This is a genomic window from Koromonas humicola (assembly GCF_059726255.1).
This window is the reverse complement of record NZ_AP040873.1, coordinates 986396-999404: the sequence shown is the minus strand read 5'-3', so window position 1 is coordinate 999404 and position 13009 is coordinate 986396. Positions and strand designations below refer to the sequence as shown.

Below are 13009 nucleotides of genomic sequence, written 5' to 3'. Positions count from 1 at the left end.
ACTTCGCGAAGCCTCGCGAGACCTACTCCGGCTCCGCCTCTTCCTTTTCCGCGATCTTCCTCGCAGTAGGATCAGCAACCCTCGTCGGTTGCCCCACCTGCTGTGCCGCGATCGCAAGGAAATATGCATGCCAGAAGGGATCTTGGATCGCATTCAGCTGGCTCTGAATCGTCATCGGTGAGCCATAAGCAGCCAGCGACACCAACGCCCACGACTGTGCATCCGGCGATGCGCAGTCCGCACACGAACCCGCGCTATACTTCGCATTCACCAACTGCAACCCGCGCGCAGTCGATTGCTGTATAGCTTCCGGCCCGCGCTTTTCTCTCATTGCTTCTGCCAGTTCGCGAAACGCCGACTGCAATCCCAAGTCGACCTTCGGAATCTCCACACGCGGCGCAACTCGATCCGCCTTCACGGCCAGAACCGATGGTGCCGTTCTCCGCGCTTCCTCGTATGTCTTCGGAGCCGAATTCCTCACGTCCGCCATGGCTTCCACCACCATCGCCTTCTGATCGGCAGTGAGCGCCACGTCCGGATTCTCGGTCAGCTTTCTCAATTGCGACGTGATGCTTCGCCCAGCCTCATCCGCCGATGCTTCGGAGATTGCATCCATGGCCACCGACTGCTGCAATAACGACGCAAAATCCGCGACGCCGTAAATGCCCTCGTGCCCGCCTTTGAAAATTGCCAGCACCTGCCTGAAGAAGTCTTCCGAAGCAGCCTCGTTCGTCCTCAGCCTCGCTACGCAGGTCGCACTTGCGGCATACGGAAACCCGCCACGCTCGCCCCACTTCTTCGCATGCGCCAGTAGCGTTTGCGCTCCCATCGCGGGGTGATGCTGCATGTATCCAGCAAACACCAACCGTGCCGCCATGGTCCTCGGATTTTCCTGCGTACCGTGTTGCGAAGGCAATGAGTCCAGCAATTCCAACGCGCGGTCTGCGTCATAGACGGCCACGCGCGCGGCTGCCGTGGCAATTGCCGAGTTCCTCGCGCTATCGACTTCGACTGCCTCGTTGCGCGGCAACTGCTGCGCCAATAAAAACAGTTCCTCGGCCCACTGCTTCTTCTCCTGCGCCATCATTTCCGGACGCATCGTGTATAGCAGCCTTGTCATCAGTGATACGCGCTGTTTGATGGGCACGCCCCGGCCGATTGCGTACGCGTTGCGCACCATCTGCTCCGACAATTCCACCTGGGCTCGCGAAACCACAGGCGCCGAAGCCTTGGCCGGCTTCTTTGGCCTGCGCTTTCCCTTGACGCGTGCTTGCGCCGCTCCGCTCTGCCACACAATCGAGAGCGCCATCAGCAGTACGAGCACTCCCGTCTTCCACTTCGTTCCAGTTCGCATAAACATCACTAAGACAGCTCTCTCCCAGATGCTACAATCCCGCCATGTCCAAGGCTCGTGCAAAAAAAATAAAGCTCATCTTGCTGGATGTCGATGGCGTAATGACCGATGGCACTATTTACCTCTTCCCTTTTCCCGGCGGCATCCCTCGTCCCGCCACTAAAAGCAAAGCTGATGTAAGCGGCGTCGCTCTCTCCAGCGAAGGCATGGTCGAGTTCAAAGGCTTCAATGCTCACGACGGCACAGCCTTCTCCCTCGCCCGCCTTGGTGGACTCAAGACCGGAATCATCACCAAGCGTATATCAGAGACCGTTCGTCTTCGCGCCCGTGATCTAAAAATCGAGCATGTCTACCAGGGAGCTGCCGATAAACTCGCCGCCTTCCACGAAATCATCAGCAAAGAGAAGCTACGTCCCGAAGAAGTCGCCTACGTAGGCGATGACATCATCGATCTTCCCGTCATGCGCGCATGCGGACTCGCCTTTGCTGTTGCCAATGCCCGCGAAGACGTAAAAGACGAAGCCCACGTCATCACTGACCATCGCGGAGGCGAAGGTGCCGTGCGCGATGCCGTCGAGTACATCCTCAAAGCCCAGGGCTCGCTCTCGCGCTGTGTCGATGCCTATGTATCCAACGGCACTCCCGCCGCCGAAAAGCACCAGTAACCCTGTCGTCGGAAGTTCAAAAAAAATCCCACCGGCCTACTCAGCCGGTGGGTCACCGTTTCCCCTGAGAACGTGTCCGTTTCAGGAGGCTCTGTATACCTTAGACACACCTCGCGGAAAAAAGTTGTCCCACAAATAATGTTTCTGGAGTATGCACGTCCCGCGCCCGATTCAATCCCTCTTTACTGTCGAGGGTGGCACATTCAAGCTCTCTGTTGGCTTGAGTGGGGCGGTTGAACTTGACGGCCACTCGGCCCTCAGCCTACGACTTCACATCCTTTTGCCCTGAGTTCGCCTGCCGAAACCTACTTGGCTGCCGCAGCTTTCGCTACGGCAAACTCCCCTTCCCACCGCGCCACCACTACGGTTGCCAGGCAGTTCCCGAGTACGTTGACCGCCGTCCGTCCCATATCCATCAACTGATCGATCCCAAGCAGGATGAAAACTGGCTCTGTCGGCAACCCGAACGAACTCACCGTGCCCAGTAGGATGACGAGCGATGCTCTGGATACCCCGGCCACACCCTTGCTCGTCAGCATCAAGGTCAACATCAGCAACAACTGCTGTCCCAACGAAAGATGCACTCCCGCCGCCTGCGCCACGAACAGCGCCGCGAGCGAAAGGTACAACGTGCTCCCATCCAAGTTGAAGCTGTACCCCGTAGGCATCACGAAGGCCACCACCTGCCGCGGAACTCCGATGCCTTCCATCTTCTCCATCGCAATCGGCAGTGCGGCCTCGCTGTTCGCCGTAGCAAACGCCAGTGTCACCGGCTCAGTGACAGCCTTTACAAATCTCCGCAGCGGCACGCCCGCAATCAGAGCCACCGGCAACAGAATCCCGAGTACAAAAACCGCCAGCGCGCCATATAGCGTCAACAGCAACCTCGCCAAGTTGCCCAGCACGCCCAGTCCGGTGGAAGCCACCGTGTACGCCAGCGCCGCTCCCGCCCCGATGGGTGCGAACAGCATGACGATGTTCGTGAACTTGAACATGGTCTCGGCCAACGATTCCACCACGGCCAGCAAAGGCCTGCGCCGCTCCTCGCGAACCATCGCCAGCGCAATTCCAAACATCACGGCAAACACCACCACCTGCAGCACCTGGCCCTCGGCCACACTCTTGGCGATGTTTTCCGGAAAGACATGCAGAAGCGTATCGACCAGCGTCAGCTTCTGCGTCGGCAGCGCCTCACTCGCCGCCCCCGTCAGATGAATACCGACTCCCGCCTGCGACAAATGAATTGCCGACAGTCCGATGACCAGAGCAAAAGTCGTGATGACCTCGAAATACACTATGGCCTTCACGCCCATGCGCCCCACGCGCTTCAAATCCGCGTGCCCTGCAATCCCACTCACCAGCGTCGCAAACAGCAGGGGGGCAATAATCGTCTTGATCAGCCGCAGAAAGATCAAACTCAGCACGCGCAGATTCAGCGCCAGCGCCGGAGCGTCATACCCAATCTCCGCTCCCGCCACCATGCAGACAAAAATCCACGTGGTCAGCGTCCGCCGCATCCCGGCATAAACAAACAGAGCGACAATGGCCGCCCACCGCAGCCAAAGCCACGCTACACCCACCCAAACCACCCAACTCCCTACCTGATGAATCATCCGCCGCTCAAATCACCATCGCTTCAGGGTGTCCCATCCTAGCTACGCTAGGGCGGGGTAGTTGCCTTTGCTCTTGCATTGGCCTTTGATCTTCAAACTCGCGAAACTTCGCTCACCTCGCGAGACCTTGAAACCTTGCCTTACCTCAGCAAATCCTCCAACTCCACGCCCGCCTCCGTCTTCTCATCCCGATACTTCACAATCACCGGCGTGTACACACTCAAACCCCAATCCTTCGCTTTGCCTTTCGTGATCGCCCTTGCTCCGGCCACTACGACCGCGCCTTCCGGAACCACCAGTGGCTCCGTCTCCGTCGCGCGATAAATCTCGCCGCGCACCGTGTCAAACAGCGGAGTCGATCTCGTCAGAATCACGCCCGAGCCCAGCACCGCTCTCTGCCTCACCTGCGTACCTTCATAAATGCCGCAGTTGCCGCCCACCAGTACATCGTCTTCAATAATGACCGGAGTAGCGTTCACAGGCTCCAGCACACCGCCCACCTGCGAAGCGGCGCTCAAATGCACGCGCTTTCCAATCTGCGCACACGAACCCACCAGCGCGTGCGAATCCACCATCGTCCCTTCGTCCACATACGCGCCCACGTTGATGTACATAGGAGGCATGCAGATCACACCTTTCGCGAGGTGCGCTCCTTCGCGCACGGTCGACCCGCCGGGCACAATCCTCACGCCATCTCGCGATTGAAAATGCCTCACCGGGTACGTGTGTCGATCGACAAATGTAAATACATCGCCCGCATGAGTCTCCTCGGCCGCGCCCAGCCGAAACCCCAACAGAATTCCTTGCTTCACCCAAACGTTCGCTTCCCAGCGTCCATCGCGCTTCTCCGCCGCGCGAATCTCGCCCAGCGACAGTTCCTCGCGGAACTGCTTGAAGGTCTCCAGTGCCCCGCACTCCCTCTTCGCATCCATTCCCAGCGCAAACAGCCGCTCGATCTCAAAACGTAAGTTGTTCATAGTGGATGAAGTATAACTGCAAGGTTTCAAAGTTTCACAGGTTTCAATTCTTGAAAGTAAATGTTGGCTCTAGTCGGATCCTGAGTCTCAGGAGGTCGATTGTGCTTTGGGGTGTCATCCTGAGCGAAGCGAAGCATTCCAGCGCTGCCCAAACATTCACTGCTGCCTCAAAGGCCTTTCGGCCACCATTCCCCGGGGTTGTTGTTGCTCTTCCCTCTTACTTGTTGCCCTCTCCACTCTCCTCCAGTGAAACCTTGTGAAACCTCGCGCAACCTCGCGAAACATTGATTTACAATCCCTCTGTGGGGACCTCAGATGACCTTCTTTCCTGGGCGCATCCCGTCGTGCGCGAATGGTTCATCTCGCGTTTCGGCACGCCCACTGAGCCGCAGACATCCGGTTGGCCGCACATCCTCGCTCATCGTGACACTCTGATTTCGGCTCCCACCGGCAGCGGCAAAACTCTCGCCGCCTTCCTCGCCTGCATCGACTCCCTCGTTCGCCAGTCGCTCGACGGCAGCCTCGGCCAGAGCACGCAAGTCCTCTACATCTCTCCGCTCAAGGCCCTCGGGAACGACGTCCAGAAGAACCTCGACCAGCCGCTTTTCGAAATCCAGCAACTCGCCGCCCAGCGCGGCTACTTCATGCCCGGCATCCGCACCATGGTGCGCACCGGAGACACGCCTCCGCGCGAGCGCGCCCGCATGCTGAGGACCGCGCCGCACATCCTCGTCACCACCCCCGAATCGCTCTACATCCTGCTCACAGCCGCCCGCAGCCGCGAACTCCTCCGCGACGTCCGCACCGTCATCGTTGACGAGATCCACGCCCTCGCCAACAACAAGCGCGGAGCTCACCTCGTCCTCTCGCTCGAGCGCCTCGACGTCATCACCCGCCAACGCCCAAACCGCATCGGCCTCTCCGCCACCCAGCGCCCTCTCTCCCTCGTCGCCGAATTCCTCAGCGGCAACGCCGTCGATCTTGCCTTTCAGCGTCATCCTGAGAGCGATTTTGCTAAGCCCGGTGCCCCACATATGCCCTCCTTTGGCATGTGTGGGGTAAGCACACCGCCTGCATCTCTGCCAACTCAACTCCCCACACCGGGTAGACCAGCTTCGTTTGGCGAATGTGGGAACCCACTGCCCGTCCCAGTTGATTCATCGACACATATCGATCCACCTCACCACACCCCCACCGTCGTCCATATCCCTTCCACCCGCCCGCTCGACCTCGCCATCGAGCTCCCTTCCACCGAACTCGGGCCCATCGCCTCCAACGAAATGTGGGACGAAATCTACGCCCGACTCGAGCAACTCGCCCTCGAACACCGCTCCACCCTCGTCTTCGTCAACACACGACGCCTCGTCGAACGCATCTCCCACCGCCTCGCCGAACGCATGGGAGAGGACAACGTCGCCGCCCACCACGGATCGCTCTCGCGCCACCTGCGCCTCGAGGCCGAACGCCGCCTGAAACAAGGCGAGTGCCGCATCCTCATCGCCACCGCCTCGCTCGAACTTGGCATCGACATCGGCAACGTCGATCTCGTCTGCCAAATCGGCTCTCCCCGCGCCATCGCCATCGCACTCCAGCGCATCGGCCGCGCGGGCCACTGGCGCGGAGCCACGCCCAAGGGCCGCTTCTTTGCCACCACCCGCGACGAACTGGTCGAATGCGCCGCCATCATCCGCGCCATCCTCCAGGGCGACCTCGACCGCCTCATAATTCCTGAAGCTCCGCTCGACATCCTCGCCCAGCAGATCGTGGCCTGCTGCGCCGCCGACGAATGGGACGAAGACGCGCTCTTCTCCCTCGTCCGCCGCGCTCGCAACTACCGCGACCTCACCCGCGAAGCATTCGACAAAGTTCTCGTCATGCTCAGTGAAGGTATCAGCGCCAAACGCGGACGCTACGGAGCCTACCTCTACCGCGATCAGGTCAACCATCGCCTGCGCGCCCGCCGCGGCGCGCGCCTTGCCGCTATCACCTCCGGCGGAGCTATTCCAGAAACTGCGCTCTACAACGTTGTCGCTCTCCCCGAGGAAACCGTCATCGGCAGCCTCGACGAAGACTTCGCCATCGAGTCTCACGCCGGCGACATCATGCTGCTCGGCAACACAAGCTGGCGCGTCCACCGCGTCGAGTCCAACTCCGGACGCGTCCTCGTCGAAGACGCTCACGGCCTTCCCCCCACCATTCCCTTCTGGCGCGGCGAAGCCCCCGGCCGCACCCTCGAACTCTCCGCCCACGTCGGCCACCTCCGCGAGTCCCTTGATCCTGAGCACCCGGATTCCGCCGACGCTCCTGAGGTAAACGGGTTAGTACGTCATCCTGAGCGCAGCGAAGGACCCCTAGCCCTTGCCACCATCTTCCCCAAAACATCTACAAATATCGATCCAACGCGTGTGCCCGACCGTTCCAGCAACGCCCGAGCCTGGAGTAATTCAGAACTCTCCGGTGCCCCACATATGCCCTCCTTTGGCATGTGTGGGGACAGCACGCCGCCTGCATCAAACAACGACCTCTCCTTCCTCGACCCCGAATCATTCCGCCAGCTCACCGCCTACATCCAAGAAGGCCGCACCGTCCTGGGCGCGATCCCCTCGCAGCGCACCATCATCGCCGAGCGTTTCTTCGACGAAGGCGGAGGCATGCAGCTCGTGATCCACGCTCCCTTCGGAGCCCGCATCAACAAGGCTTGGGGACTCGCTCTCCGCAAGCGCTTCTGCCGCAGCTTCAACTTCGAACTTCAGGCCGCCGCCACCGATGACGGCATCAACATCGCTCTCGCCGAGCAGCACAGCTTTCCGCTTGCCGATGTCTTCCACTTCCTCCAGCCCGAAACCGTAGAGGAAGTCCTCCAGCAAGCCGTCCTCACCGGCTCGCCTATTTTCGCCACACGATTCCGCTGGGACGCCAATCGCTCCCTCGCCCTTCTCCGCTTCCGCAACGGACGCAAGATCCCTGCCCATATCCAGCGCCTTCGCGGCGACGACCTCCTCGCCACCGTCTTCCCCGACGTCGCCGCCTGCTTCGAAAACATCGAAGGAGAAATCCAGGTCCCCGACCACCCGCTCGTCGAAGAAGTCATGAAGGACGTCATGCACGAAGCAATGGACATCGACGGCCTCCGCCGCGTCCTCGAATGCATTCGCGACGGCAGCATCCAAACCGTCGCCATCGACACACCTGTGCCCTCGCAGTTCGCGCACGAGATTCTCAACGCCAATCCCTACGCCTTCCTCGACGACGCTCCACTTGAGGAGCGCCGCGCTCGCGCCGTACAGCTCCGCCGCACCCTTCCTGCTTCCGTCCTCGAAGAAGCTGGCAAACTCGACCCGGCGGCCATCGCCCAAGTCATCGAAGAATCGCGCCCCGACCCGCGCGACCCCGACGACCTCCACGACCTCCTCCAAACCCTCATCCTCTTCCCCGCAGGTATAATCAGGTCATCGGCTGAGCAAAGCAGTGTTTTTAGTTGTCATCCTGCGCGCAGCGCAGGACCTCAGGGTTTTGAGTGTCATCCTGAGCGAAGCGAAGGACCCCTACCCTCAGCGCCCCATCTCCAGTTTTCCGATACATTCACAAATATCAATGATCTACAACGCGGGGTGCCCCACGCTTCCGGAGGGTGGGGTAGTTCCTCTCATCCCTCCTCCGAACCCCGTGTCTCACATTCGCCCTCGGTTGGCATCTCTGGGGTAAGCCTCGCATCTCCACCCTCTGACCTCTCCCGCTGGATGACCGACCTCGTCTCCACCCGCCGCGCCGTCCGCGCCTTCGTCGGACACCGCGAGTTCTGGGTCGCCTCCGAAAAATCCAAGCACCTTGCATCGATATATAGCGATCTATCGTTCTCCCCCGAGCCTCCCCAACTCGGCGTGGAAGCCCCCTCCCCGGAGACAATTCTCGACCGCGCCCTGCTCGGATGGATGCAGCACACCGGACCATTAACCAGTGAGGAACTGACAAGGCTTCTCAGCGTTGATACAACGGTCAATGCCGCACCTCCAGAACAAACCATTGCTCCAGACGCAACAAATGGCTCTGAAGCCATTGCACAGTCGTGCAATCCTTCGCTCCCTTTCATAGAAGCCTCACTCCTCCGCCTAGAATCCACCGGAGCGATCCTTCGCGGACACTTCCGCAGCACCTCCGGACCGCTTGAGTGGTGCGACCGCCGCCTCCTTGCCCGCATCCACCGCCTCACCGTCGCCACCCTGCGCAAGCAGATTGAGCCAGTAACGGCGGCCCAATTCATGCATTGGCTCCTCCGCTGGCAACACGTCGCCCCCGGCACCGCCCTGCGCGGCGACCAAGGATTGCTCGAAGCCCTGCGCCAACTGCAAGGCTTCGAAGTCCCCGCCTCCGCTTGGGAACGCCACATCCTCGCCCGCCGCGTAGCCGACTACGATGGCGGCATGCTCGATCAGCTCTGTCTGATGGGTGTCGCTGGATGGGGGCGCCTCTCGCCGCATCCAGCGACGCTGGAGGACCCGGGACTATCGACTCGGAGGGTCGTTCCAACTTCGGTTGCGCCCATCACATTCTTCCTTCGCGAGGACTGTGCATGGATGCAGCCCCGCCCCAACGATGTCCATCAGGAGCGCTGTTTAAGCGCCTCCGCCATATGTGTGCTCGACACACTGCGCCGCCGCGGAGCCTCATTCTTCGCCGATCTCCAGCGCCTCACCGGACTCGATCGCCCCGAACTAGAACGCGGTTTATGGGAACTTGTCGCCGCCGGATTCGTGACCGCCGATGGCTTCGACAACCTGCGATCTCTGATCTCCAAAGCTCAACCTTCGCCGATCACATCTCGCAGCAAACGCTCCCGCCATACCGCAGGACGCTGGTCTCTGCTTGGCAATACTCACAACGAAGGCTTCGAAGCGAACAACGCCAATGCGATCTCATCAAGTAAACATGCGGCTCCCACAGCACTCGATCCCGAGCGAGTCGAGGCCACCTGCTGGATGCTGTTGCGACGCTACGGAGTCGTTTTCCGCGAAGTGCTCACACGCGAATCAAACCTTCCGAAGTGGCGCGAACTCCAAGTTGCTTTCCGCCGCCTCGAAGCGCGCGCCGAAATTCGTGGTGGGCGTTTTGTCTCCGGCTTCGTCGGCGAACAATTCGCTTTGCCCATCGCGGTCGAGAGTCTTCGTGAAAGCCGCAAATTACCTGCCTCAAACGAGATCATCACGATCTCCGCCTCCGATCCCTTGAACCTCGTCGGCATCATCGTCCCCGGTGAACGAGTTCCCGCCATCGGTCCGCGTAGTGTCAGCTTCCGAAACGGCGTCCATCTCTCCCACTCAGACGCTCCAACGACGATGGTTGCCGCAAATGCATCCACCAACGATCTACCCGAGCGCGAAGCTGCGGTGTAAGCTGTCCAGAATGCGAGTTCGATGGCGCTTTCTTACCATTCCCGTGCTCCTTTGTTCTCTGCTGCCCACGCACGCAAGCGCGACCGCACTGCCTACCATCGATCGGATCGTCGTGCTGAAGCAGCGTCGCGAACTGCAGGCATGGTCACAGGGGAAACTCATCAAAACCTACAAGGTCGCGCTCGGCCCGCATTCGGTAGGTACCAAAGAGCGCGAAGGAGACGGACGCACTCCCGAAGGCACATACACGATCAGCGGCCGCAATCCAAAGAGTTCCTACCACCTCTCGCTTCGCATCTCATACCCCAGTGCGCAGGATCGCGCGCATGCAGCCAAACTCGGCTTTTCCCCGGGCGGTGACATCATGATTCACGGACTCCCAAACGGCTATGGCTGGGTCGGACGCGGCCATACGCTCCACGACTGGACTGCTGGCTGCATTGCGGTCAGGAATGACGAGATCGAAGAACTCTACAGCGCCGCTCCCGACGGCACTGTAGTGGAGATCCGCCCCTGATGTCCGAAGAATTGATCGAAGGTCTCGACTACACGGTGGATGAGTGGGGCCGTGTTGTGTTCACTGCCGACTATCTTTTGCGCCGCGGATTCTGCTGTGGCAGTGGATGCCGCAATTGCCCTTACAGAGGAAAAGCGCCTTTAGAACAGGAAACACGCGGTGATGGTGACATTTGACTTATCAGCCCACAGTAGTTGAAAATGAATAAGTCGCAAGCGATTGCGATCCTAACCAAAGTGGGCCTGTGGCGCAGCTGGGAGCGCGCTTCCATGGCATGGAAGAGGTCGTCGGTTCGATCCCGACCAGGTCCACCAAATCTCCTCAACAACTTAGCCAACTCACCGCTGCAGCCACTGCGCTGCTTTCGGTAAGTAATTGTCATCACAATAGACTCATTTGGGGACCAGCAAAGTCGCGGCTCTCTGGGCACATGCATCCGATTGTGCGTGTTGTCGCGCTTGTAGCGCTTCAGAACCGAAAGGAGAGAGCGATGCCTGCTCACGCTGGAGAAAAGGCTCAAGAGACTGGGGATTTCCATTACCAATCCTGTAATGCAGTCGTGCACGTCACCAAGGGACACACGATCCCTGAATGTCCGAATGGTCACAAGATTTATGACACGCGTACAGGGGAGCCACGCAGAAAGGCGAGCTAGATTGACCCAAACTGAATCAGCTCTTCGTCATGCATGACCAACTGGCACAATGACAAGACAAAGATATTTGCATGGTGAATTGAGCGCACGTCCGACATCGCCAACGCACATCCTCGCACCAGGCACGCATCCCTTGGGAATCGGCAGCGGCCGCGATGGCATTTTGTACGTTCCGACAAACGCTCAAGACATGAGCCGTCCACTGGTGATGCTGCTTCACGGCTCGGGAGCTGATTCACATAACATCATCGGCATGCTGCAATCGTCCGCAGAGGTGCACGGTTGTATCCTGCTGGTGCCCGATGCACGGCAGTACACGTGGGACGTTCTTATCAGCGGCTTCGGGCCCGACATTCGTTTCCTAGATCGTGCACTTTCATACGCTTTTGAAAGCTGTCGTGTGGACGCCGGAGCCGTGGCCATTGCGGGATTCTCGGACGGCGCGTCTTATGCTCTGACAGTGGGCATTACGAATGGCGATCTGTTCAAGCACATCATCGCGTTCTCACCGGGATTCATGGTTCCGCCACGCATGGAAGATGCACCAAGGATTTTCATTTCTCATGGCATTTATGACGAGATACTGCCGATCGATCGTTGCAGTCGTCGAATGCTTCCTGTGTTGCGCGGATGGAACTACGACACTACGTATCGCGAGTTCGAAGGCGGACACACAGTCCCAGACGAAATTGTGAACGAAGCGATGAAGTGGTGGCTTGCTCCGGCCAATCGCTAGAAATGGTCGCACTACTCCGGGTCCGATCCTTCACGCCACCGATTGCTTTTCCAACTCCATTGTTTCCTGCTGATCACGTTCAAAGACCGAAGCTTGTTCTGGAAACACCCCGAACCGTGCAGCTACGTCGGGTGCATAGCGCAGGAGATCATTCCTCAGCCTTATCACTGCCAGGTCTTTCGATTTGCTTTCCAGCATGACGTCGAATTCGACTGCCGCCGCCTGTCGCATGAAAGAGATGAACTCAAATGGATTAGCGAAGTCGGCATGCCCAGTCCAGATAGGTGCGACATGAACGATTTCCTTCTTCTCTGTCTGCTTGTTTCGTCGTTCTACTTCGCGCATTTCTGTTCGTGGCGAAGAGAAATGAATCTTGGGACGGACTCCTTCTGGCCACGTACGAAGCATGCGCCGCAAGGTCGGAATCAGTTCGAGCCCTTCGGGATTGAGGCACCAGAAGTGCTGATAATCGAAGATGAGCCTCACGCCCGTGTGTTCGTGGATCCACAGAACATCAGCAGCGCTGTAACGCAGATCGTCATTCTCAAGCACTAGTCGCCGACGCACGGGTTCGGAGAGCAACTTGTTCCAAGTCTCAACCCAACGCCGTCGTCCGCTCTCTCGATCTCCGTACATACCTCCGACATGAATCACGATTACCGCTTCGGGTCCGGCTTCCATGAGATCGAGCATCTCGGCCTGCGATTCCAAGTCCCATATGCTTTTGCGAACTAGCTTCTCGTCGGGACTATTCAGAATGACGTACTGGGAAGGATGAAATGACAATCGAAGATCCATTGAACGAGCAGCGGCACCAAACTGCTGAAGTATTGTCTTGCTGTCTTTCACCATAGAGTGGAACTGCGGCATATCGGGGTGAGTAGCGTAAGGAGCTATATCCGACGACATGCGGTACATGGAAATGTGGTGCTTTGCCAGGTACTTCAGAACATCGTGAAGGTATCCAAGTGAGAAGCGCAGATGAGGATTGTTTTGCCAGCGGCGACTGTCGTGGGTTTTCAATCCGGGCTGGCCAAGTATTTTCACCGGAAAGCCAAGGCGAAGTGGTGTTTTCGATGAATTCATCTGTTGGTAGGATGCG

Annotated in this window: 10 protein-coding genes and 1 tRNA gene; 7 read left to right on the top strand and 4 right to left on the bottom strand. The window is 59.0% G+C overall.

Annotated features, from left to right (window positions below):
* Nucleotides 1–22: 22 nt before the first annotated feature.
* Complete coding sequence (locus AC6IZD_RS04390; protein ID WP_497786468.1) at nucleotides 23–1354, bottom strand: hypothetical protein; 1332 nt, start codon at nucleotides 1352–1354, stop codon at nucleotides 23–25.
* A gap of 44 nt (nucleotides 1355–1398) precedes the next feature.
* Between AC6IZD_RS04390 and AC6IZD_RS04385 the strand changes: the two genes are divergently transcribed.
* Nucleotides 1399–2019: a KdsC family phosphatase gene (locus AC6IZD_RS04385; protein ID WP_497786467.1), complete on the top strand. Its 621-nt coding sequence runs from the start codon at nucleotides 1399–1401 to the stop codon at nucleotides 2017–2019.
* A 305-nt stretch (nucleotides 2020–2324) separates the two neighbouring features.
* Here AC6IZD_RS04385 and AC6IZD_RS04380 read toward each other — a convergent pair whose 3' ends face one another.
* Together AC6IZD_RS04380 and AC6IZD_RS04375 are read right to left on the bottom strand one after the other, a co-directional pair.
* Nucleotides 2325–3632, bottom strand: a complete 1308-nt coding sequence (locus tag AC6IZD_RS04380; protein WP_497786466.1) for a dicarboxylate/amino acid:cation symporter — start codon at nucleotides 3630–3632, stop codon at nucleotides 2325–2327.
* A 140-nt stretch (nucleotides 3633–3772) separates the two neighbouring features.
* Nucleotides 3773–4609: a 2,3,4,5-tetrahydropyridine-2,6-dicarboxylate N-succinyltransferase gene (locus AC6IZD_RS04375; protein WP_497786465.1), complete on the bottom strand. Its 837-nt coding sequence runs from the start codon at nucleotides 4607–4609 to the stop codon at nucleotides 3773–3775.
* A 302-nt stretch (nucleotides 4610–4911) separates the two neighbouring features.
* Between AC6IZD_RS04375 and AC6IZD_RS04370 the strand changes: the two genes are divergently transcribed.
* The 6 genes from AC6IZD_RS04370 to AC6IZD_RS04345 all read left to right on the top strand — a co-directional run bounded on the left by AC6IZD_RS04370 (nucleotide 4912) and on the right by AC6IZD_RS04345 (nucleotide 11907).
* Entirely contained in the window at nucleotides 4912–9999 is a 5088-nt protein-coding gene (locus AC6IZD_RS04370) for a DEAD/DEAH box helicase (protein ID WP_497786464.1), read from the top strand.
* A 10-nt stretch (nucleotides 10000–10009) separates the two neighbouring features.
* Nucleotides 10010–10516: a L,D-transpeptidase family protein gene (locus AC6IZD_RS04365; protein WP_497786463.1), complete on the top strand. Its 507-nt coding sequence runs from the start codon at nucleotides 10010–10012 to the stop codon at nucleotides 10514–10516.
* Nucleotides 10516–10692 (top strand): DUF5522 domain-containing protein, encoded by a 177-nt coding sequence (locus AC6IZD_RS04360; RefSeq protein WP_497786462.1) that lies wholly within the window; start codon nucleotides 10516–10518, stop codon nucleotides 10690–10692. The genes AC6IZD_RS04365 and AC6IZD_RS04360 overlap by 1 nt, the downstream gene beginning before the upstream one ends.
* A gap of 62 nt (nucleotides 10693–10754) precedes the next feature.
* Nucleotides 10755–10830: transfer RNA gene (locus AC6IZD_RS04355), tRNA-Ala, on the top strand.
* Between the two features lie 176 nt (nucleotides 10831–11006).
* Complete coding sequence (locus AC6IZD_RS04350; protein ID WP_497786461.1) at nucleotides 11007–11171, top strand: hypothetical protein; 165 nt, start codon at nucleotides 11007–11009, stop codon at nucleotides 11169–11171.
* A 49-nt stretch (nucleotides 11172–11220) separates the two neighbouring features.
* Nucleotides 11221–11907 carry an alpha/beta hydrolase gene (locus AC6IZD_RS04345; RefSeq protein ID WP_497786460.1) on the top strand — a complete coding sequence of 229 codons (687 nt, stop codon included), beginning with the start codon at nucleotides 11221–11223 and terminating at the stop codon, nucleotides 11905–11907.
* Between the two features lie 30 nt (nucleotides 11908–11937).
* Here the strand turns inward: AC6IZD_RS04345 and uvsE are convergent, their stop codons facing one another.
* Complete coding sequence (gene uvsE, locus AC6IZD_RS04340; protein WP_497786459.1) at nucleotides 11938–12993, bottom strand: UV DNA damage repair endonuclease UvsE; 1056 nt, start codon at nucleotides 12991–12993, stop codon at nucleotides 11938–11940.
* Nucleotides 12994–13009: the final 16 nt, after the last annotated feature.

Coding starts and splice junctions, on each gene's coding strand:
- AC6IZD_RS04390 (WP_497786468.1), bottom strand. CDS start 1,354: ATGCGAACTGGAACGAAGTGGAAGACGGGAGTGCTCGTACTGCTGATG.
- AC6IZD_RS04385 (WP_497786467.1), top strand. CDS start 1,399: ATGTCCAAGGCTCGTGCAAAAAAAATAAAGCTCATCTTGCTGGATGTC.
- AC6IZD_RS04380 (WP_497786466.1), bottom strand. CDS start 3,632: ATGATTCATCAGGTAGGGAGTTGGGTGGTTTGGGTGGGTGTAGCGTGG.
- AC6IZD_RS04375 (WP_497786465.1), bottom strand. CDS start 4,609: ATGAACAACTTACGTTTTGAGATCGAGCGGCTGTTTGCGCTGGGAATG.
- AC6IZD_RS04365 (WP_497786463.1), top strand. CDS start 10,010: ATGCGAGTTCGATGGCGCTTTCTTACCATTCCCGTGCTCCTTTGTTCT.
- AC6IZD_RS04360 (WP_497786462.1), top strand. CDS start 10,516: ATGTCCGAAGAATTGATCGAAGGTCTCGACTACACGGTGGATGAGTGG.
- AC6IZD_RS04350 (WP_497786461.1), top strand. CDS start 11,007: ATGCCTGCTCACGCTGGAGAAAAGGCTCAAGAGACTGGGGATTTCCAT.
- AC6IZD_RS04345 (WP_497786460.1), top strand. CDS start 11,221: ATGACAAGACAAAGATATTTGCATGGTGAATTGAGCGCACGTCCGACA.
- uvsE (WP_497786459.1), bottom strand. CDS start 12,993: ATGAATTCATCGAAAACACCACTTCGCCTTGGCTTTCCGGTGAAAATA.